The organism is Paenibacillus sp. F4 (genome assembly GCF_002894905.1).
Lineage (GTDB): Bacteria > Bacillota > Bacilli > Paenibacillales > Paenibacillaceae > Paenibacillus > Paenibacillus polymyxa_B.
The window spans coordinates 52,014-77,957 of sequence record NZ_POVS01000012.1; the positions used below are offsets into that span (position 1 = coordinate 52,014).

2 protein-coding genes are annotated in these 25,944 nt (G+C 47.5%); both read left to right on the forward strand.

Translation table 11 applies throughout. The annotated features are described in order from the left end of the window. Window positions 1-8: 8 nt before the first annotated feature. Window positions 9-4,634 (forward strand): non-ribosomal peptide synthetase, encoded by a 4,626-nt coding sequence (locus C1T21_RS12630; RefSeq protein WP_103048513.1) that lies wholly within the window; start codon window positions 9-11, stop codon window positions 4,632-4,634. A gap of 56 nt (window positions 4,635-4,690) precedes the next feature. Beyond that, window positions 4,691-25,723, forward strand: coding sequence for a non-ribosomal peptide synthase/polyketide synthase (locus C1T21_RS12635; RefSeq protein WP_180984584.1), 21,033 nt, complete (start codon window positions 4,691-4,693; stop codon window positions 25,721-25,723). Window positions 25,724-25,944: the final 221 nt, after the last annotated feature.

Below are 25,944 nucleotides of genomic sequence, written 5' to 3' on the forward strand. Positions count from 1 at the left end.
GGATATCCATGATCAAAGGACTTGAAATTGAAAAAGTGGTCAACTTGACTCCCTTACAGGAAGGAATGCTCGTCCATGCGCTGATGGAACCAGAATCACAGGCTTATTACGAGCAATTACGTATTTCTATTCGGGGAGATCTGGATTGGAATGCCCTGCAAAAAAGCTTTCAGCTACTGGTTCAGCGTCATGAAACGCTGCGCTCGAACATTTATCATAAATCCGCTTCTCGTTCGCGGCTGATTGTTTTTAAAAAGCGAAACACGGCGATTACTTACGAAAATATGACAGAGCTGACCGGAAAGGAGCAAGCCGACGCTATACGTAGATTTATGGATATGGACCGTAACACCCATTATGATTTGAGCAGGGATATGCTTATCCGGATGGCTGTACTTCAAACAGATAAAGATGCTTATACGGTGCTTTTAAGTTTTCACCATATTATTATGGACGGCTGGTGTCTTGGCATCATAATGGACGAGTTGTTAACGGCCTATGAAGCCTATCGTACAGGCCGTTCCGTTCAATTGCCTGAACCACGACCTTACACCGGGTATGCCGACTGGCTTGAAGAACAGGATCAGGAGGCGGCCAAGGACTACTGGAGTTCTGTCTTACAAGATTACGAACAAACGGCTGGACTTCAGATGCTAAAAACTCCAGCTACAACTTCAGAAAAAGGCGGCTATCTGCTGCAGGAATATAGAACGACGCTGACGGAAAAAGAGACCAGTAGTTTGCGTGCGATTGCTGAATGCAATGGGACCACGCTCAGCAGTCTTTTTCTGGCCGCCTGGGGAATTGTACTTGGTCGTTACAACGGAAGCAAGGACGTAGTTTTTGGCACGGTGGTATCTGGCCGTCCGTCGGAATTGGATGAAGTAGAGCGAATTGTGGGATTGTTCATTAATACCATTCCATTACGAATTAGATTAAATGAAGAAAATAGTTTTGTTGAATTGTTGCGCGATGTCCAGAGAGCCTCTGTCCAAGGAAGGATGAACGGATACTGTTCACTTGCTGAAATCCAGTCGCAATCTGCACTCAAGCAACGCTTGCTTGATCATATCGTTGTATTCGAGAACTATCCACTGGAAAACATGATCGGGAGACGGGACTGGCAAGACAAACTCGGATTCATTATTGAAGACGCCCGGTTATTCGAAGAAATACCGTATGACTTTAATATTGAAGTTGAAGACAAGAAGGCAATGAGTTTCATATTGTCCTATAACGGCAAGGTCTATAGCAGTGAAGCGATGAAGCATCTGGCCCATCATTTGAGGCATGTCTTCCTCCAAATTGCCAGCAATCCAGATGTTTGCCTCCGTGACGTTCGGCTGTTAACAACCGAAGAAGAGGCTACTTTGACGAAAATATGGAGCGGACCCGTTGTCCAGTTTCCTGCACTTACTTTTCACGGGATATTCGAAGCGCAGACGGAGCGTACACCAGAACGAGCGGCCGTCATATATGAAGATACGATGCTCACTTACAGACAACTTAATGATAGAGCAGACGCTCTTGCCCATCTTTTGCAGAAGCGTGGAATTACACGGGAGAGCCTGGTCGCTGTCATGGTTGACAGATCTGTTGAGATGATAGTGGCGGTGCTGGGAATTATGAAAGCAGGAGCTGCCTATGTGCCAGTAGATCCCGTGTATCCAGAAGAACGTATTGAATATATGCTGCGTGACTGCGGAACGACGATTGTGCTTACGCAATCTCACCTGACGGGCTGGCTGAAAACAATGGATTTCATGGGCGAGGTAGTCGATCTCGCTACGTTGCCACTCCAGTCCGAGATGGATTTGGACGAGCAGTATATCTCCACATATGAACCCGGCTCTTTGGCGTATGTCATTTATACATCGGGTACCACAGGTAAGCCCAAAGGCGTTATGGTAGAACATCAACAATATGTCAACACCGCACTCGGTTACAGACACAGCCAAGGGTTTAAAGATTTCCCTGTTAAGCTACTACAAATTGCCAGCATGTCGTTTGATGTGTTTGCATGCGATTTGGCCAAGGCATTTGTCAATGGAGGTACCTTAGTCATTTGTCCTGAAAGCGTGAGAAATGATCCAGCTGCCCTGGCTACACTGTTGGAGCAGCAGGAGATTACTACGTTTGAGACGCCTCCTGTGCTTTTAGCTCTGCTATTGAATTACATCTATGAGCACGGTACAAATATCAGTTCCCTAAAGCTGCTTACTACTGGAGCAGATAGCTTGGCTGTTGCAGATTACCGTAAGATGTTGACCCGATTTGGCAGCAAGATGCGAATTATTAATACGTATGGAGTTACCGAAGCCGCAATCGAATCTAGCTTTTATGAGGACGAGCTGGAAGAATTGCCTCTGTCCGGTATTGTCCCTATCGGCAGAGCTCTACCGAATCATAAGTTATATATTGTTGATAACAAAATGCGTCCGGTCCCTGTGGGTGTAACGGGCGAGCTGTGTATTGGTGGAGCTTCTGTAGCACGGGGATATCTGAACAGACCGGAGCTTTCGGCTGAGAAATTCGTGTCTGATCCGTTCTCGCCCGGTGGACGCTTGTATCGTACGGGGGATCTGGCGCGCTGGAAGCCAGATGGGAATATTGATTTTATCGGGCGAGCTGACTACCAATATAAAATTCGCGGATACCGAATTGAGCCTGGAGAAATCGAATCTATTTTGCTCGAAATGGAAGGAGTACGCCAGGCGGTTGTAGTTGATCGACTGGACACAGCGGGACAAAAGTACTTATGTGCCTATGTTGCAGGTACAGCTGAGAAAGATATGCTGCGAGATAAACTGGCTCAGCAGTTACCAGTCTACATGGTTCCAGCCCAAATCATTGTATTGGAACAGTTACCATTGACCCATAACGGGAAAATAGACCGATCCAATCTGCCCGAACCGGATGAAATAGCACTGTTGGATAGCGTGTATGAGGCACCACAGGATGAATTGGAAAAAACAATCGCTTTGATCTGGGAAGAAGTGATTGGTGTTAAACCAATCGGATTACACAACAACTTTTTCGAGCTTGGCGGGGACTCGATTAAAGCATTGCAAATTGCAATCCGCTTAAATGCCAAAGGCCTGAAAATGGAAGTGAAGGACTTATTCCGTTACCCTGAAATTCACTTGATAGCACCGTTTATAAAAAAAATCACCCGTATCATTCCCCAGGGGATTGTAGAGGGTGAGGTAGAATTGACACCCATTCAACTCGATTTTTTTCAGCATCATCGGAGAGATCGTCACCATTATAATCAGGCGGTCATGCTACAAAATGACGGAGGATGGAATGAATTATGGCTGAAAAACGCTATGGACAAGCTGGTAGCCCATCACGATGCATTACGCATCATTTTTGTGGAAGAGGAAAAGGGAGCCCCCGCCTATAACAGGGGAGTGAACGAAGGTGAGTTCTTTACATTAACGAGCTATGATTTGACACAATCAAGCCAGCCTGAAGAAGAAATCCGACACCTAGGCGATGAGCTGCAAAGCAGTTTGGATCTGCAACGAGGTCCTCTCATACGTTTGGCTTTATTCCGTTTGTCCGGTGAAGATCATCTGATGATCATTATCCACCATCTTATTGTAGACGGTGTGTCTTGGAGAATTTTGCTGGAAGATTTGGGCACCGCCTATGATCAGGTAGCTCGCGGTGAGATACCGAATCTGCCTGCCAAGACTGATGCTTACAAAGAGTGGGCTTCAGGGCTGACCACTTACGCCGAAAGTGTACAAGTACGCCAAGAAATCAGCTACTGGAACAATGTAGATTCACGCAGGATACGTCGATTGCCAAGGGATCATGAAATCGCGGTTAGCCTGATACAAGATCGACGCCTAGCGGAGGTGGTACTCAACAGGGATGAGACAGAAAAGCTGTTGAAGCATGTACATCATGCCTATCATACGGAAATGAATGATCTGTTGCTTACAGCCTTGGGCCTGGCTTTTTATGAATGGAGCGGTTACAACGAAATCCCGATTTTGCTGGAGGGACACGGCAGGGAGGAGATCATTAAAGATTTGGACATCTCTCGTACAGTCGGCTGGTTTACCTCCCTGTATCCCTTTGTAATCGAGGTCAACAGACCCGAGAACTTGGCCTATCAGATCAAAATGGTTAAAGATAAGCTGCGGCGGGTGCCTAATAAGGGCGTCGGTTATGGTATTTTACGTTATTTGACCAAGGACCAGACTAAAGCCGCTTCTCTAGTCGCTGCACCATTCCCGGAAATCAGCTTCAATTATTTGGGACAATTCGACGAAGAAAACAAGACAGACATGCCTTGGCGTATTTCCCGATTAGCAGACTTAGCCAATGGTGAGAGAAGCCCGCGTGCGGAAAAGACGAATACATTTGACATTAACAGCATGATCACGAACGGAATCCTTCGGTTTGAATTTGAATATAACGGGCTTGAATATGGTGTAGCGACGGTAGATCGATTAACGATCGGCTTTAAAAAACATCTATTGAATATTATCCATCATTGTTGCACTAAAGATCAGGCGGAGCGCAGCCCTACGGATTTTACATATAATCAATTGTCTATGGGGCAATTTGAACAAATATCAAGCCGATTATCGGATAAGCTGGGAAATCTGTTGAAATAAACGGAATCCGCAAGTTGAAATTCAAATTCTGCATGGGTAAAGGAAAGGTGAATGATTTGGCACAGGTAAATATTAAAGATATCTATCCGCTGTCCCCGATGCAGGAGGGAATGTTGTTTCATTCCATCCTCGACGCAAAATCAGAAGCTTACTTTGAGCAGACCGTTATTACCTTTAATGAAGTGCTGGACGTTCATCTGGTTCAGCAAAGCTTGCAGCAGCTCATGAATCGATATGATATATTCCGTACCATTTTTATGTATAAAGAAACAGAACGTCCGCTTCAAATTGTCTTGGAGGAACGTGATGCGTTGCCTGTTCATTTCGAGAATATCAGTGCTTTTCCCGAAGCTGAGAAAAGGGAGCGTTTTACGGCCTTTTTAAAGGCAGAGCGCCAAGCGGGTTTTGACTTGGAAAAAGATGTTCCGATTCGGCTTGCTCTGTTTCAATGGGATGATGAGTCTTCCAGACTTGTCTGGAATGTTCATCACATTATAATGGATGGTTGGTGCATGGGAACGGTAGCCCAGGAATTTTTTACTATGTATACTTCCCTTCGGTCTGGAGTGCCTGCGCAATTGGATACGGTATATCCGTACAGCAGTTTTATTCAGTGGCTGGAGCAACAGGACAAGGAAGAAGCGACAGCCTATTGGCGGGGGTATTTAAATGGACTTGAAAATGAAACAATTTTGCCGGGTTATAACCGTCCATTGAATCCAATCTTCGAAGCAGACCGTTACACATGCAAGCTGGGGAAAGAACTGACTCAAGGAATGGAGAGAATAGCTAAACACTACCACACGACAGTCAGCACTGTATTTCAAACGGTATGGGGATTATTGCTTCAAATGTACAACCACAGCCGGGATGTTGTGTTCGGGTCCGTAGTATCCGGCAGACCAGATGAAGTTCCGGGAATTGAAAATATGGTTGGATTGTTCATTAACACAATACCAACACGCATAACCAGTGATGTGGACCAGAGATTCTCAGATCTGCTGATATCTGTGCAAAACTCCAACATCGAGTCTGGGCAGTACCCCTATTCTTCCCTGGCAGATATTCAGAATCACACGGATTTGAAACAAAATTTAGTCCGTCATATTGTTGTTTTTGAAAACTACCCTTATTCAGAGGAGCTTATTCATGCGGAAAAAGGGCCTGATACACTTCAGGTTACCGACGTAGAGGATATTGTACAGACCAACTATGATTTTAATGTGATTGTCGTTCCTGGATCACAGTATGAAGTTACATTTAGTTACAATCGGCTAGTTTACGATGAAAATTGGATTAAGCTAATTGCAGCTCATCTTAAACGGGGACTGGAGCAGATTGTTCAACAGCCGGATCTACTGATTTCCGATTTGGAATTTCTGACGACGGAAGAGAAAAGTCAGGTTTTAGCTCAATTTAGCGGAGTACAGATCTCATATCCTTCTAGTGATACCATTCATCTTTGTTTTGAAAAACAAGTAGAAAAGACACCGAAGACAACAGCAGTTGTCTGTGAGAACTCCAGTCTGACTTATGCTGAGCTGAATGAACGTGCTAACCGATTGGCTCGTACCCTGCGTAGTTACGGCACCACAACTGATCGGCTGGTTGGACTTATCACTGATCGTTCTATAGATATGGTGGTCGGCATCCTCGCTATTCTTAAAGCAGGAGGGGCATATGTACCCATCGATCCGTCATATCCAGAGGAACGTATCCGTTATATATTTGATGATTCCGGTGCAGACCTGCTTTTGACGCAAAGCCATCTTGTGGAAAAGGTCAAAGAGGCCGCCTTTGGAGGAAAAGTCCTGGTATTGGATGAAGATCCAACTGTGTATCACGTGGAAGGATCAAATCTGGAGGCCGTATCAGGAGCAAACGATCTAGCCTACGTCATATATACTTCAGGTACTACAGGACAGCCTAAAGGTGTAATGCTGGAGCACCATGGATTGTGTAACCTGAAGACGTATTTTGATGAAACATTGCAGATAAGTCCGTCAGATCATGCCCTACTGTTTGCGAACTATGCATTTGATGCTGCCTGCTGGGAAATATTTCAGGCGCTATTCTGTGGCGCGACACTTTATGTGCCTACTTCGGAAATCATTCTGAACTACACCCAGTTTGAACAGTACATGGCGGATCATAAAATTACGGTAGCGGCATTACCTCCTACCTACGCCGTGTATCTAAACCCAGAACGAATGCCGGATCTGCGTATTCTGTTCACCGCTGGTTCCGCTTCCTCGATGGAGCTCGTAACCAAGTGGAAGGATCAGGTCGCCTATTTTAATGGTTACGGACCGACAGAAAACTCGGTAGCAACGTCCATTTGGCCGGTGTCGGAGCACCCCGGAGCAATCGATACCATTTCCATAGGACGTCCCGTACCCAACCACCGGGTGTACATGATCGATGCTCTTGGTCATCTTTTACCTGCTGGCATAGCAGGGGAGTTGTGTGTATCCGGCCCAGGACTGGCACGCGGTTACCTGTACCGTCCGGAATTAACGGCTGAACAATTTGTGACCAATCCGTTTGCAGGTGGGGAAGCGGGCTATGAACGCATGTATCGGACAGGCGACCTGGCAAGATGGTTGCCTGACGGCAACATTGAGTACCTGGGCCGGATTGACCATCAGGTCAAAATTCGCGGTTACCGGATTGAACTGGGCGAAGTTGAGGCGGCTATGCTGAAGGCAGGTCGCATGCAAGAGGTCATCGTACTGGCACATGCAAACAGCCAAAACCAACACGAACTGGTTGCCTACTACGTGGCGGAACGGGAAGTGACGGGGAGCGAGCTTCGTAAGCAGCTGAGTGAAGAACTTCCAAATTATATGGTTCCCTCGCACTTTGTTCAGATGGAGCAAATGCCGCTCACACCCAACGGCAAAATCGACCGTAAGGCATTGCCAGCACCGGAACAGATTTCCCGTTCCACGCAGGAATATAGGGCTCCGCAGACAGCAGAGGAACAGGCTCTGGCCAGTGTATGGGAGGCTGTGCTGGGCGGCGGTCCAGTCGGACTGACGGATCAATTTTTTGATCGGGGCGGGGATTCGATTAAGGCGATTCAGGTGTCCTCACGCCTGCTGCAGGCAGGATACAAGCTGGATATCAAAGACTTGTTTAAGTACCCTGAGGTTGCTGAGCTAGCTACGCACCTGCGTGTGTCGGATACCCAATTAGCTGATCAGGAAGAGGTCAGCGGAGCCGTGGCGCTGACACCGATTCAGCAGTGGTTTGTGGAACAAGGGCAGCCTGTGCCGGACCACTTTAATCAGGCGGTTATGCTTCACCGGGAGCAAGGATTCGAGGAAGAGCCGCTACGTCAGGCACTGACGCAGTTGGCGGTGCACCATGATGCGTTGCGGATGGTGTTCCGCAAGGCGGAGCAAGGCTGGGAAGCGTGGAACCGCGGAGTGAAGGAAGGGAAGCTGTATGATCTGGAAGTGGCCGATTTCAAAGACGTGCCGATCGGTCCCGTATTGGGTCAAGCTATAGAAGCCCGGGCTAGTACTATTCAGAGTAGCATCCGACTGGATGAAGGACCTCTGCTGAAAGCGGGCCTGTTCCACTGCGCTGATGGGGACCATCTGCTACTGGCTATTCATCATATGGTGGTAGATGGCGTATCGTGGCGGATACTGTTGGAGGATTTGTCGAATGCCTATGAGCAGGCTGTACGTGGAGAAGCCATACAGCTCCCGACCAAAACAGACTCCTTCCGGGTCTGGTCGGAGCGGTTGTCAGATTATGCCGACAGCTCTGAGATGGAAAGTGAGCACGCATACTGGCAGCAAGTGAATGAATTGGCGGCATCCGAGTCTTTAAGACTTACAGAATTGGATTCTAAAAAAACATTGACCATAAATAACACGGCTACTTTGAACTTGAAATTCACGAAAGAAGAGACTGATCAACTACTGAAGCAAGCCCATCGCGCGTACAACACAGAAGTGAACGATCTGCTGCTGACGGCGCTCGGCATGACATTAAGCACTTGGACTGGCAGTGAGCAGGTTGCAATTCTTCTGGAAGGCCATGGCCGGGAAGATATCATGAAGGATACGGATATATCACGAACGGTTGGCTGGTTCACGAGCCAATATCCGATACTGCTGCGGATTAACGGGGAAGATCATATCTCCGGGAACATCAAACGGATGAAGGAGATGCTACGCGGCATCCCGCATAAAGGGATAGGATATGGCATCTGGAGATATCTCAGCCAGAACGGACCGTCCGGGGCAACATACGCCGAGCCACAGATCAGCTTTAATTATTTGGGTGAATTTGATCAGACGCTGCGGCACAGCGAAACGCGCATGTCACCGTACTCCAGTGGAGCAGATGTTAACGAACAGACCAGAATGCCGTGTTCCCTGGATGTGGGGGGCATTGTAACAGATGAAATGCTTGAGCTGGATATTCGTTATAACACAAAAGCATTACAGGAAGATAATGTAATAAAACTAGCCAGGGAACTCAAGCAGAATGTGCTGGAAGTGATCCGCCACTGTATATCACGGGAGCGTTCTGAATTGACGCCGAGTGATGTGTTGCTTCCGGGTCTAAGCCTGGAAGCATTGGACCAGATGGTGGAGCAGATTCAGCCTGAAGGAGAGCTTGAGAATATATACCCCATGACGCCGATGCAAAAAGGAATGCTGTTCCACAACATGCTGGATTCCCAATCGAACGCGTATGTGGAGCAGTCCACCTTTGAATTGAAGGGAAAGCTGGATCTCGTGGCATTCTCCGCCAGTCTGGATTTGTTGGTACAGCGTCATTCAGCACTGCGTACCAACTTCCGGAGCGATTTGCAGGACGAGCCGTTGCAAGTGGTGTACCGGAATAAACGCGGAGAACTGTACGTAGAGGATATACGTGAGAAGGAGAAGGTGGCGCAAGAGCAATATATCGAGGAATTCGCGCGTCGGGATAAGCAGAAGGGTTTTGATCTGGCAAAGGATACACTAATGCGGGTATCCATCTTACGTACATCAGACGATGCATACCATTTTGTATGGAGCTTCCACCATATCATAATGGATGGCTGGTGTTTGTCGCTGGTTACCAACGAAGTCTTTGGAGGATATACCGCCCTTACAGAAGGGAAGCCACCGCAATTGCCTGTGGTAACACCATATAGCCGATACATCGAATGGCTAGAGGGGCAGAACCGTCAGGAAGCAGCGGAGTATTGGAACGATTACCTGCGGGGCTATGAGGAGACGGCGGTCTTGCCGCAGGCCAAAACAGGGAAGACCCAGGGATATGAGGCCGAATATCTGGAGTTTGATTTGGGTATAGACCTGACAACGGCCCTACTGCAATTGGCAAAGCAAGAACAGGTAACGATAAATACGCTGCTGCAAACGGCCTGGGGCGTTTTGTTGCAAAAGTATAATCGCACAGAGGATGTCGTTTTCGGGAGCGTGGTATCGGGACGTCCAGCGGACATTGCCGGAGTAGAGCAGATGATTGGACTATTCATTAACACGGTCCCCGTCCGTATTCAAGGCGGACAAGCAACTGCATTTACAGAGCTGATGAAGCAAACTCAGCGACAGGTGCTTGCTTCGGGAACATACGAAACCTTCCCACTCTATGAGATTCAGGCACAGGCAGAGCAGAAAGTGGAACTGATTAATCATATTATGGTATTTGAGAACTATCCGGTGGATGAACAAATTGAGCAATTAGGTGAAAGAGAGGAAGCTGATTTTAAAATAACCGGAGCAGGAGCGGTTGAGCAGACGAATTATGATTTTAACATCGTGGTGTTACCGGGAGAGACGCTACGAGTTCATTTTGGTTACAATGCCCAGGTATATGACTATGAAAGGGTAGAACAGATCCGGGGGCATTTGCTGCAACTGCTGGAGCAAATCAAGATCAATCCAGCTGGCCGGATTTGCGAGCTGGATATATTAACCCCTCGGGAACGCGAGCAACTGCTGGGTGCTTGGTGTGACACGACAGCAGCATATCCACGTGAGCAGACAATTCACGGGTTGTTTGAGGAGCAGGTCAAGCAGACACCGGAGCAGGTAGCGGTATATTTTGAAGGAGCACAAGTGACCTACCGTGAATTAAATGAGCGAGCGAACCGTCTGGCGCTTACTTTACGCAGTAACGGTGTGATAGCAGACGGCCTAGTCGGCCTGATGACAGAGCGATCAATTGATATGATTGTCGGCATCTTGGGTATTTTGAAGGCAGGGGGCGCCTACATTCCAATCGATCCGACTTATCCGGAGAACCGCATCCGCTATATGCTGGAAGATTCAGGTACGGAACTGCTGTTAACGCAGCAGCATTTGGTTGAAAAAGTGGAATTTAGGGGCAAGGTCCTGCTGCTGGATGCAGAAATGGACGAAGCCACTGCGGATGCAAGTACGGCTGAAGCAAAAGGAGAACCCGTGTCCGTATATCACAGGGATGGTACGAATTTGGACGCTATATCCGGTCCTCATAACCTAGCGTATGTGATTTATACGTCCGGAACCACAGGTCAGCCTAAGGGAGTCATGCTTGAGCATCGTGGACTCTGCAATCTGCATACGTACTTCAGGGAGACGTTGCGGATCAGCGGCTCGGATCGTGTCGTATCGTTTGCCAGTTATTCCTTTGATGCTTCGATCTGGGAAATGCTTCAGGCGCTCTTCAACGGGGCTACTTTATGCATCCCGACATCAGAAACCATTCTCAGTTATGACAAGTTTGAGCAGTATATGGCGGATCATCGAATTACAATTACGATATTGCCGCCGACCTATGCTGTATACTTGAATCCGGAACGAATGCCGGATCTGCGCATCCTGTTTACAGGCGGCTCGGCTGCCTCACCAGAATTGTTATCCAAATGGAAGGATCATGTGACATACTACAATGCCTACGGTCCAACGGAAAATTCCATAACAACGTCTATTTGGCTTGCACCGGAAGGTCCCGAAGCAGGAGTGTCTATTTCAATCGGACGCCCTGTACCGAATCACCGCGTGTATATGGTCGATGCACATGGGCAGCTTGCACCAGCAGGAATCCCCGGTGAACTGTGTGTATCCGGTCCAGGATTGGCACGCGGTTACCTGCACCGCCCGGAATTAACGGCTGAACAATTTGTGGCTAATTCGTTTGCAGATGGGGAAGCGGGCTATGAACGCATGTATCGGACAGGCGACCTGGCAAGATGGTTGCCTGACGGCAACATTGAGTACCTGGGCCGGATCGATCAGCAGGTCAAAATTCGCGGTTACCGGATTGAACTGGGCGAAGTTGAGGCGGCTATGCTGAAGGCAGATCGCATGCAGGAGGTCATCGTACTGGCACATGCAAACAGCCAAAACCAACACGAACTGGTTGCCTACTACGTGGCGGAACGCGAAGTGACGGGGAGCGAGCTTCGCAAGCAGCTGAGTGAAGAACTTCCAAATTATATGGTTCCCTCGCACTTTGTTCAGATGGAGCAAATGCCGCTCACACCCAACGGCAAAATCGACCGTAAGGCATTGCCGGCACCGGAGCAGATTTCCCGTTCCACGCAGGAATATAGGACTCCGCAGACAGCAGAGGAGCAGGCGCTGGCCCATGTGTGGGAGGCTGTACTGGGCGGCGGTCCTGTCGGATTGACGGATCAATTTTTTGATCGGGGCGGGGATTCGATCAAGGCAATTCAGGTATCCTCACGCCTGCTGCAGGCAGGGTATAAGCTGGATATTAAAGACTTGTTTAAGTACCCTGAGGTTGCCGAGCTAGCTACACACCTGCGTGTGTCGGATACCCAATTAGCTGATCAGGAAGAGGTCGACGGAGCTGTGCTGCTGACGCCGATTCAGCAGTGGTTTGTGGAGCAAGGACAGCCTGTGCCGGACCACTTTAATCAGGCGGTTATGCTTCATCGGGAGCAGGGATTCGGGGAAGAGCCGCTACGTCAGGCATTGACGCAGTTGGCGGTGCATCATGATGCGTTACGGATGGTATTCCGCAAGGCGGAGCAAGGCTGGGAAGCGTGGAATCGCGGAGTGGAGGAAGGGGCGCTGTATGATCTGGAAGTGGCCGATTTCAAAGACGTGCCGATCGGTCCCGTATTGGGTCAAGCTATAGAAGCCCGGGCCAGTACTATTCAGAGTAGCATCCGACTGGATGAAGGACCTCTGCTGAAAGCGGGCCTGTTCCACTGCGCTGATGGGGACCATCTGCTACTGGCTATTCATCATATGGTGGTAGACGGCGTATCGTGGCGGATACTGTTGGAGGATTTGTCGAATGCCTATGAGCAGGCTGTACGTGGACAAGCCATACAGCTCCCGACCAAAACGGACTCCTTCCAGGTCTGGTCGGAGCGGTTGTCAGCCTATGCCGACAGTCCTGAGATGGAAAGTGAGCACGCATACTGGGAGCAAGTGAATGAACTGGCGGCATCCGAGTCGCCCCAACTTCCAGTGTCCCAAGAGCATAGCGATAGGTTTATGCAGCAAGACATGGGTATCGCAAATGTGAGGCTTACGAAGGAAGAGACTGATCAGCTACTGAAGCAAGCCCACCGCGCGTACAACACAGAAGTGAATGATCTGTTGTTGACGGCACTCGGCAAGACGTTAAGCGCTTGGACTGACAGTGAAAAGGTTGCGGTTCTTCTCGAAGGCCATGGCCGGGAAGAAATCATGAAGGATACGGATATATCACGGACGATTGGCTGGTTTACGAGTCAATACCCGGTACTGCTGCGGATTAACCGAGAAGATGATATCTCCGGCCACATCAAACGGATGAAGGAGATGCTGCGCAGCATTCCACATAAAGGAATTGGGTATGGCATCTGGAGATATCTCAGCCAGAACGGACCGTCCGGGGCAACATACGCCGAGCCACAGATAAGCTTTAATTATTTGGGCGAATTTGACCAGACACTGCAGCATAGCGGCATGCATTTTTCTCCATATTCCAGCGGAGCTAATACTCATGAACTGACCCAAATGTCCTGTGTTATGGACGTGGGAGGACTCGTTACAGATGGCATGCTGGAACTAAGTATTCAATACAACAATAAGGCACTCCAACAAAATGCTGCTGAGCAACTAGCAGAGCAATTCAAGCAGAACGTGCTGGAAGTGATTCAGCATTGTGTATCTCGGGAGCAATCTGAATTGACGCCAAGTGATGTGCTGCTTTCGGACTTAAGCCTTGAAGAACTGGACCGGATGGTGGAGCAGATTCAGCCTGACGGAGAGCTTGAGAATATGTACCCCATGACGCCGATGCAAAAAGGCATGCTGTTTCACAACATGCTGGATTCCCAGTCGAGCGCCTATGTAGAGCAGTCCACCTTTGAACTGAAGGGAACGCTGGATCTCGTGGCATTCTCCGCCAGTCTGGACTTGTTGGTACAGCGTCATTCAGCACTGCGTACCAACTTCCGGAGCGATTTGCAGGACGAGCCGTTGCAAGTGGTGCACCGGAATAAACGCGGAGAACTGTACGTAGAGGATATACGTGAGAAGGAGAAGGCGGCGCAAAAGCAGTATATCGAGGAGTTCACGCGTCGAGATCAGCAGAGGGGGTTTGATCTGGCCAAGGATGCACTGATGCGGGTATCTATTTTGCGTACATCAGACGATTCATACCATTTTGTATGGAGCTTTCACCACATCATAATGGACGGCTGGTGTTTGTCGCTGGTCACTAATGAAGTCTTTGGAGGATATAGCGCCCTAGCAGAAGGGAAGCCACCGCAATTGCCTGTGGTAACACCATACAGCCGATACATCGAATGGCTAGAGGGGCAGAACCGTCAGGAAGCAGCGGAGTATTGGAACGATTACCTGCGGGGATATGAGGAGACGGCGGTCTTGCCGCAGGCCAAAACAGGGAAGGCGAAGGGATATGAGGCCGAATATCTGGAATTTGATTTGGGTATAGACCTGACAAAGTCCCTGCTGCAACTGGCAAAGCAAGAACAGGTAACGATAAATACGCTGATGCAAACGGCCTGGGGCGTTTTGTTGCAAAAGTATAATCGCACACAGGATGTCGTTTTCGGTAGTGTGGTGTCGGGCCGTCCAGCGGACATTGCGGGAGTAGAGCAGATGATTGGACTATTCATTAACACGGTCCCCGTCCGTATTCAAGGCGGACAAGCAACTGCATTTACAGAGCTGATGAAGCAAACTCAGCAACAGGCGCTTGCTTCGGGAACATACGAAACGTTCCCACTCTATGAGATTCAGGCACAGGCAGAGCAAAAAGTGGAACTGATTAATCATATTATGGTATTTGAGAACTATCCGGTGGATGAACAAATTGAGCAATTAGGTGAAAGAGAGGAAGCTGATTTTAAAATAACCGGAGCAGGAGCGGTTGAGCAGACGAATTATGATTTTAATATCGTGGTGTTACCGGGAGAGACGCTGCGAGTTCATTTTGGTTACAACGCCCAGGTATATGACTATGAAAGGGTAGAACAGATCCGGGGACATTTGCTGCAACTGCTGGAGCAAATCAAGATCAATCCAGCTGGCCGGATTTGCGAGCTGGATATCTTAACGCCTCAGGAACGCGAGCAACTGCTGGGTGCTTGGTGTGACACGACAGCAGCATATCCACGTGAGCAGACAATTCACGGGTTGTTTGAGGAGCAGGTCAAGCAGACACCGGAGCAGGTAGCGGTATATTTTGAAGGAGCACAAGTGACCTACCGTGAATTAAATGAGCGAGCGAACCGTCTGGCGCGTACTTTACGCAGTAACGGTGTGATGGCAGACGGCCTAGTCGGCCTGATGACAGAGCGATCAATTGATATGATTGTCGGCATCTTGGGTATTTTGAAGGCAGGAGGCGCCTACATTCCGATCGATCCGACTTATCCGGAGAACCGCATCCGTTATATGCTGGACGATTCCGGTACGGAACTGCTGTTAACGCAGCAGCATCTGATGGGAAAAGTGGAATTTAGGGGCGAGGTACTGCTGTTGGATGCAGAAATGGACGATGCCACTGCGGATGCAAGCACGGCTGAGGCAAAAGGAAAAGCTATGTCCGTATATCACAGGGATGGTTCGAATTTGGAAGCCATTTCCGGTCCTCGTAACCTAGCGTATGTGATCTATACATCCGGAACGACAGGCCAGCCTAAGGGCGTAACGCTTGAGCATCGTGGACTCTGCAATCTGCATACGTATTTCAGGGAGACATTGAGGCTCAGCAGTTCCGACCGTGTTGTGTCGTTCGCTAGCTTTTCCTTTGATGCGGCATGCTGGGAAATGCTTCAGGCGCTCTTCAACGGAGCCACTTTATGCATTCCGACATCAGAAACTATTCTCAGCTATGACAAGTTTGAGCAGTATATGGGGGATCATCACATTACAATTGCAACGCTGCCCCCAACCTACGCCATATATTTGAGTCCAGAACGAATGCCAGAACTACGTATTCTGTTTACGGCCGGATCGGCGACCAGTACTGAGCTAGTCACTAAATGGAGAGACCGTGTGACCTATTTTAATGCCTATGGTCCAACGGAAAATTCCATAGCAACGTCTGTCTGGTCAGTACCGGGAGATCCTGAAGCAGGGGTTTCTATTTCAATCGGACGTCCTATACCGAATCACCGTGTGTACATGGTCGATGCACATGGGCAACTTGCACCGACAGGAATCCCAGGTGAACTGTGCGTATCCGGCCCAGGGTTGGCACGCGGATACCTGCACCGTCCGGAATTAACGGCTGAGCAATTTGTGGCTAATCCGTTTGTAGATGGGGAAGCGGGCTATGAACGCATGTATCGGACAGGCGACCTGGCGAGATGGATGCCGGATGGCAACATTGAGTACCTGGGTCGGATTGACCATCAGGTCAAAATTCGCGGTTACCGGATTGAACTGGGCGAAGTTGAGGCGGCTATGCTGAAGGCAGATCGCATGCAAGAGGTCATCGTACTGGCACATGCAAATAGCCAAAACCAACACGAACTCGTTGCTTATTATGTGGCGGAACGGGAAGTGACGGGGAGCGAGCTTCATAAGATGTTAAATGAAGAACTCCCGAATTATATGGTCCCTTCTCACTTCATTCAATTGCAGAATGTACCTCTTACACCGAACGGTAAAATTGACCGTAAGGCGCTGCCGATACCAGAAGGTCGTTTGTCCGACCATGTTGCACCGCGAACGTGGATGGAAATAAAATTGGCAGACATCTGGCAGGATGTGCTGGGTCTACCGCAAGTAGGCATCAACGAAAATTTCTTTGAAATTGGTGGTCATTCGCTACGGGCGACGACACTGACTTCTAGAGTTCGCAAAGATTTAAACAAACCGATGGATTTGCAAAACATATTTGAGGCACCAACGATCGAGCAATTGGCGGTCTTGCTTGAAGAACAGGATCAAATCACATATGCATCCATTCCGGTGGCGGAAAAACGCGACACTTACCCGCTTTCTTTCGCACAGACACGGATGTATGTGCTTCACCAGCTGGATCCGGATGGAATAAGCTATAACACCACATCAGCACTGAGAGTAATCGGTCCGATAGATGTGAACCAGGTGGAAGAGGTATTCCGTCAATTAATTTCACGTCATGCGTCACTCCGGACAAGCTTTGAACTGGTGAATGGTGTGCCGATGCAGCGGGTGCACGATACGAATCAATTTGAGTTGGAATATGCCACAATATCAGAACTGCGGACAGAATCCAATGAACTTATGCTTGAAAATTTAGCAGAAGAACATGCCCGTTCCTTTGTACGCCCATTTGACTTGAGGATGGCTCCGTTGCTACGCGTAAAGCTGGTTAAATTGGGATTGGACGAGGAAGGACAGGAGCCGCAGCACTTATTGATGCTTGATATGCACCACATCGTTTCAGACGGAGTATCCATTGAAATATTAGCTGGTGATTTTGCCCGCTTATATAGCGGTGAAGTATTATCTCCGCTGCGTATTCAATATACGGACTATTCTGTGTGGCAGCATAGCAAAACTCAGCAGGAGCGAATAAAGAGTCAGGGAGAGTACTGGCTGAATAGATTTAGTGGTGACTTGCCTCAACTGGATTTGCCAACTGATTTTGAGCGTCCGGTAACACGATGTACGAAAGGTGACGCTGTTGAGTTTAAAATGGGACAGAAATTGACTCAGTGTTTAAAAGAACTGGCGGTGCATACGGATTCTACGCTGTACATGGTACTTATGGCTGCATACACAGCATTGCTGCATTATTACACAGGGCAGGAAGACATCATTGTTGGTACTCCGATTGCAGGTAGACCGCATGCTGACCTGGAGCCTATGCTCGGTATGTTTGTCGGCACGCTCGCATTACGCAATCATCCTCACGCTGAACAGACGTTTTATAACTGCATTGAGGACGCTAAGACGTGTGCACTGCAAGCATATGAGCATCAGGATTATCCTTTTGAGGAGCTGGTGGAAAAGCTCGACCTGAAACGAGATATGAGCCGTAATCCGTTGTTCGACACGATGTTTGTATTGCAGAATATGGAGAAAAAGGAAGTGAAGTTGGACAAGTTGTTCTTCCGCTCTTTTGACATAGATCAGGTTTCTGCGAAATTCGATCTGACGCTTGAAGTTAGTGAGGAGGAAGCATCTATTCAACTCCAATTTCTGTACGCTACATCTTTGTTTAAACGGGAAACGGTAGAAAGCATGGCAAGGCATTTTGTACAGTTGGTTAAAACTGTTGTAGCCAATCCCAATACTAAGCTGGGCGAATTGACGCTGATTTCGGAAGAAGACAAAGGGATTCTAAAAAAACATAGGGACACCCTAAAGGCTTCTCGCTACTGGAGTACTCTGCTCGAAGGCTATGAAGAAGCACCTCAATTGCCATATGCCAATCTGATGGGACGTAGTCCATATCAGACAGAGCATCTGGAGATTAATTTGGATGTTGAACGAACGGTGGCACTGCAGCGAATTGCACAAAATGAGCAGGTGACGATAAATACGCTGCTGCAGACAGCCTGGGGAATTTTATTACAAAAGTATAACGGTACAGATGATGTGGTGTTCGCTTGCTCCATATCAAGTCCTTTGACAGATAAATTGGATTCGAAGCATTCAATTGGACTGGGTAACCACACCTTACCAGTTCGCATTCGAACCGAAGCAGGAGCTAACTTTATCGGGGTGATGAGAAATGTGCAGCAGCAAACCGATGAATCTGCGGTATATGAACATTTTCCAATGTGTGAAATGGTTACAACGAAAGTGCAACAACTGGCACTTTTTGGACATAGAATGGTCTTTGAGACTACTTTGGAAGAGGCCAATACTGAGCAAGAAAGCTACGATTTAAGCATCATAGTACTTCAGGGAGATACGCTACGAATTGATTTTTCCTACAATGCCCAGGTATATGATCATCAGAGTGTGTCGCAGATTCAAGGACATCTACTGCAGTTGCTGGATCAAATTATAGCGAATCCGGATAGTTTAATTGAGACAATGGATCTGTTGACTAAGCAGGAGCGGGAGCGCATCATCCAGGTGTGGGGAAATACCACGGCAGAGTATTCGCGTGAACAAACAATTCACGAACTGTTCGAGGAACAGGTTTTGCAGACTTCGGATCAGACAGCGGTATATTTTGAAGGTCAACAATTGACCTACCATGAATTGAACGAGCGCGCAAACCGTCTGGCCCGTACTTTACGCAGCTATGGTGTGAAAGCCGATAGTCTGGTTAGTCTGATGACAGAGCGTTCTGTAGAAATGATTGTGGGCATATTGGGAATTTTGAAGGCGGGGGGAGCATACATCCCGATAGACCCAACCTATCCGGAGGAACGCATCCGCTACATGCTGGACGACTCAGGTACGGAACTGTTGTTAACGCAACAGCACCTGACGGAAAAGGTGCTTTTTGGAGGCAAAGTGCTGGTGCTTGACGGTGAACAGGACGGAGTCGCTTCCGATACAAGAAAAGCGGATGTACGCGGGGAAATGCTGCCCGTATATCATCAGAACGGTTCGAATCTGGAGGCTGTATCGGGTCCAAACGATCTAGCATATGTCATCTATACGTCCGGGACGACAGGTCAGCCTAAGGGAGTAATGCTTGAGCATCACGGTCTTAGTAATCTTAAAACCTACTTCGAGCAAAAATTGAGTATTGGCTTGTCCGATCGGGTTGTCATGTTTGCCAGTTATTCGTTTGATACGTCATGCTCGGAAATAATCCAGTCTTTACTATGCGGAGCGACATTGTATATACCTTCCTCCGAGACTATTTTGAATTATGAACGTTTCGAGCAATACATGGCTGCCTGCAGAATTACAATTGCAACGCTGCCGCCAAACTATGCTGTATACCTGAACCCGGATCGCATGCCTGATTTGCGTGTTCTGCTTACAGCAGGATCGGCCTCTACCGCAGAACTGGTGTCCAAATGGAAGGACCGGGTGGCTTATTACAATGCGTATGGTCCTACCGAAAATTCCGTTGCAACGTCTCTTTGGCCGGTATCGGAAGAAAATTCTGAGCTAGGTGGAATCATATCCATCGGACGGCCAGTATCTAATCACCGCGTGTATATGGTGGATACACACGGAAATCTTTCACCTGCAGGAGTCCCTGGTGAGCTGTGTGTATCCGGTCCGGGGCTGGCACGCGGCTATCTGCACCGTCCAGAGCTGACAAAAGAAAAATTCGTAGCCAATCTGTTTGCAGCAGAGGAAGTTGGCTATGAGCGAATGTACCGTACAGGTGACTTGGCACGATGGTTGCCAGATGGGAACATTGAATATTTGGGTAGGATTGACCATCAGGTCAAAATCCGCGGGTATCGGATTGAACTCGGTGAGATTGAAGCGCAAATTATCAAGGTAGACGGTGTTAAAGAATCTATTGTCATGGCTCGTGCAGATCAGCAGGGAGACTATCATTTGGCCGCTTACTACGTAGCTGAAAAAGAAATCAGCGGCAGTATGATGTTGAATTTTCTGAATGAGAAATTGCCGAACTATATGGTACCGTCGTATTTTATACAACTGCAGAACATGCCGCTGACACCGAACGGAAAAATTGATCGCAAGGCACTATCGGCATTCGAGGAACATGCTGATTTGACTGCAGAATATGCAGCGCCGCGCACAGCCATGGAGGTGAAGTTAGCACAAATCTGGAGAGAGATACTCGACATTCCGTCCGTTGGGATTCATCATAATTTCTTTGCCATTGGCGGACATTCACTTCGTGCGACTGCATTGGCCGCAAAAATTCACAAAGAACTGAATATTGAGTTACCGTTGCGTTATGTATTTGACTTTCCAACAATTGAGCAAATGGCGCAGGCTGTTCATGAATTATCTCCAAATCCATTCGCAGCGATTCCTGTTGCCGAATTGAGAGACAGTTATCCGGCATCTATAACTCAAAATAGACTATACGTTTTGAGCAGCATGAATAACTACAATATGTCTGCCATGCTTTTGATGGAAGGAGAACTGAATTTTTTAAGATTAGAAAGAGCGCTTAAGCAATTAATTCAGCGTCATGATACATTGCGAACCTCTTTTGAATTCGTAGATGATAAATTGGTACAACGGATTCACGACCATGTCGATTTCAATTTGGAGGTTATGCAGGGACATGGCGAGAACGAAGCAAGAGCAATGATGAGACAATTTATCAGACCTTTTGATCTTGGGAAGGCACCGTTACTTCGAGCTGCTCTGTTGCAAGAATCTCCACAGCGCCATTGGTTTATGTTTGACATGCATCATGTGATTTCAGATGGTGTATCCATGAGTATATTGCTGAACGAGCTGCCCGCACTGTATGAAGAAAAAACGTTGCCGGCCTTGCGAATTCAATACAAGGATTATGCGGTATGGCAGCAAGGAGACATTGGTAGCTCATGGATGGAAAAACAAGAAGAATACTGGCTCAAGCAAATGAGCGGCGACATTCCGATTTTGGGTATCCCAGTCGACTTTGAAAGACCTGCAACACGTAGCACTTCGGGCAGCACCGTTTCCTTTGCAATTTCATCTCAGGACGTGGACAGTTTGAAACAAATCAGTTTGCAGGCGGGAGCTACCTTATTTATGGTATTACTTGCGGCCTACAAGACCCTATTGTTCAAGTACAGCGGTCAGGAGGATATCGTTGTTGGAACACCTATTGCAGGTAGACAGCATCACGATTTGCAGCCTGTCGTCGGCATGTTTGTCAACACGCTTGCATTGCGGAGCTTTCCTGAAGGGGACAAGTCATTTTACGAATATGTTCAGGAAGTAAAGGACCAGGTGCTTGATGCCTTTGAGCATCAGGATTATCCGTTTGAATTGCTGGTGGAGAAGCTGAATGTACAAAGGGACCTGAGCCGAAATCCGTTATTCGACACTCTTTTTGAGCTAGATAACATGGACTCTGGTACGACGGAATTCCAAGACTTGCAGGTTACTCTGTGCCCAGGCGAACAGAATATGGCAAAATTCGATTTGACACTTACGGCCATGGAAAGCTCTGAAGGTTTGGTTTTCAGCTTCACATATGCCGACAGCCTGTACAAGAGAAGCACGATTAAACGAATGGCCGATCACTTCATCCAGTTGATTAAAGCTGTTGTAGATGAACCACAGACAAAGCTATCTGAAATTGAGATCATTACGCCACAGGAAATCGAAATGATATTGGATGTTTGGGGAAATACCGCGGTGAATTACCCATGTGAAAAAACCATTCATCAATTATTCGAAGAACAGGTAGAGAAGACTCCAGATCAAGTAGCTGTAGTTTTTGGTGGTAGCCAGATCACATATAACGAATTAAATGTGCGTGCAAACCAATTGGCTCGCGTGCTAAGAGCAGAAGGAGTTCAGGCGGATCAATTGGTCGGAATGATTATGGAGCGCTCTATCGAAATGATTGTAGGGATTTTTGGTATTTTAAAAGCTGGTGGGGGATATGTGCCTATCGACCCTGAGTTTCCGCAGGAACGTATGCTCTATATGTTACAAGACAGCCATATTAAGCTTATGGTTGCCATGCCAGAAATGGCCGCGAAGGTACCGTCGGATGTGCTGGTCATTTCACCTGATAGTCACAGGCTATCTGCAGAAGACTGTTCCAACTTGGCTGAAGTTTGTGACCCTGGCCATTTGGCTTATGTGATGTATACCTCAGGTACGACGGGCAAACCCAAAGGAGTGATGATTCAACACTCTAATGTCGTGAATATGACAACCGCATTTAGAGAACAAGTATATAAGAAATACAAATCGCCAATGCGGATGGCATGGCTATCGCCGTATGTATTTGATGCATCAGTGAAACAAATTTTCCCATGCCTGCTTCTCGGGCATGCGCTTCACGTAGTACCGAGAGAGATTAGCACCAATGGTCATCGTTTGGCTGACTATTTCAGATCCCAACGGATTGATTTTACTGATGGTACACCGGCACACATGCATATGCTGACAGAAATGCAAGACTCCGTTGCAGACCTGAATGTACAGCATTTTATTTTTGGAGCAGAGGCGCTGCCCGGTCATCTCGTTAAAACATTTTTGAGCACCCGACCCGGATATCGTCCGCAAATAACTAATGTTTATGGTCCTACCGAGTGCTGTGTAGACACAACTGCATACGACATTGACGGGGAAACGATGACAGCTTGGACACATACGGTGCCGATTGGCAAGCCAATGGCTAACCAGCACGTATATATTATGGATATGAATCGGAAGTTGGTTCCGATAGGAATTGCAGGCGAGATCTACATCGGTGGTGATGGAGTAGGGCGAGGTTATATGGGAAATCGTGAGCTGACAGATGAGAAATTTATAGCAGACCCCTTCAAACCAGGAAAACGTATGTACCGCACAGGAGATTTGGCGCGATGGATGGCAGACGGAAATATTGAATATTTAGGCAGGATGGATCATCAGGTAAAAATTCGGGGTTACCGAATTGAACTTGGAGAAGTGGAAGCGCAAATAATGAACCTGCCTGCGATCCGTAAAGCGGTGGTTATTGCTCGTGAGAATGAATCAGGACAAAAAGATTTATGTGCTTATTTTGTGGCTGATAGCGATCTGACCATTCAGGAACTTAAAGCAGCGTTGGTTCCAAATCTTCCGATGTACATGCTGCCAAGCTATTTTGTTCAATTGGAGAAGATGCCGTTGACCACTAACGGAAAAATTGATCGTAAATCGCTTCCTGCGCCGGACGGAGACATTCAAACAGGTGTTGAATATGCAGCCCCGCGAAACGGCATGGAACGGCATATGGTAGATATTTGGAAGCAGAATCTGGGTGTCAGTATTGTTAGCATTGATGATAACTATTTTGATTTAGGCGGACACTCCCTAAAAGCCATTCAATTGGTTTCACAGGCTCAGGCTGTTGGCATTGAAATAGGGATTAATCAGGTGTTTCAATATCAGACTATTCGCCAAATGTCAGAGTATATGCGAGCAGACACTTCGATGTCGTGTATGCTAACACGTGATATTGCCGAGGCAATCGACATCATCGAAAAAGCTTATGACGTACATGCTCATTTCCAATCAACAGCTGTCGAAGGGCGAGATCAATTAACTTTGCACATAGATCCTTTCGATTCTATACAAGCAGAGGACCTGAAGAAAGTCATTTTGTCACGCCTTCATCCTGACCTTCATCCACATCATTTGCTTCCTTTTGAAGCAGCTGCTCAAGTACCTGACTGTGAAAAGCTGTACACAGATACGATGGTAGATGATGAAGCTGTGAAGCGGCATGCTGAGGAATGGCTGGAACATCTGCTACGGATGAATGACCAATGGAACAGCACGATGCTGGCAGGAGAGCCTTTACAACGCTATGCGCTTGCTCCCGCTCAACATTATCATTTGGAGCATCCGCAATCCTCAGGAGGTGTCATTCCTTTTGATAGTTACCTGCTGGATGTAGAACGGTTATCTGCAATCATGCAACGCCTGATAGAGCGCCATGAACTCTTTAGAAGTGTGTTGGTCCAAACGGATGTCGGATGGGAATGGGAAATGTTGTCCATGAAGGAGCGTATGGACATTCCAATGATAGATTTATCGAACTACGGTTCAGAGATGCAAAATCGTATACTCTCACATATATTGCCTGCATTCTTTATGAACCCTTATGAAACAACCGGAAACTTGTTATATCGTATTGCGCTTGTTCGCCTTAATTTACGGGATCATTTGCTGTTGCTCCCTTGTTCACATCTCATCTATGATGGCATGAGCGGAGAGGTCGTTAAGAGTGAGTTGTACCGTGCATATGATGACATGAGCAATGTAAAAGGGCAACTAGCAGGAAGCTACCGTGATTATGTGAGTCAGGTTCGCAAAGGACCTCAGGGCATGGACGATCAAGAGATTGTCGACAAATTTCGCTTGTCCGCATTTGCTGCTGCTTCGGATGCTGTAGTCCTCGCAATTGATGAGCGCAACCATACAACGGGCACAGATGTGACAGTAGAACTTGCAGATTGGAATGATTCTGACGCAATTGGAGACATGTGGAACTTGGCTATACGCCTAGCTAACCGCTTTTTCCGCAGATATTTGCAAGTGGACGAGATTCCTATTCTTCTCACCAATTATGGCCGGGCATACGAGGAGAAGCAGTATTTTGATATTATAGGTGAATTTATAGACCAAATCCCTGTACTGCTTACAGATGCGGACGAACATGGGCATGAGATCAGAAACAGTATGCAGTTGGCCGTAGCGCGTAACCTGAATTTTCTAAATCTCATATACAATGATGAAATGGCTTCGTTGTATCCGCAGTCTAACCGGTATCTGAAGCATAGCCTGAATAAGCTACCTATTGTCTTCAATTACCTTGGCGAAGCGTCGGATAAATATCAGCTGTTTAAAAATATCGAGCCAGAAGAGAGGGACATCTATCGGGATTCAATCATTTTCTTTACTGTTCAGCATGTGGAGAATGTATTGCAAATCTCGCTGGAACTTCCTTTTGAAGAAAATCCAGAAGCCGTTAAAGCGATGTTGGAAACAGAGCTAGCGAACTTACTAGTAACAGATGGAAATGGAATAATGTCCACCTAATTTTTCACTTTAGAAATTAAAAACAAGCTCCGAGTTCAAAATAGGGAAACTGCCCCAAAGCTTTCAAATGGCTTTGGGGCAATCTAAACAAACCACAAAAGCCGCAAGTCTCCAATAACCCCGGAGATTTACGGCTTTTGTGGTTTGAATGTAGCGAAGTTTTATGTAGCAATGTCGCTGAATTAAAACTTGTTGTAGTAGATCTTTACGCCAAATAAATG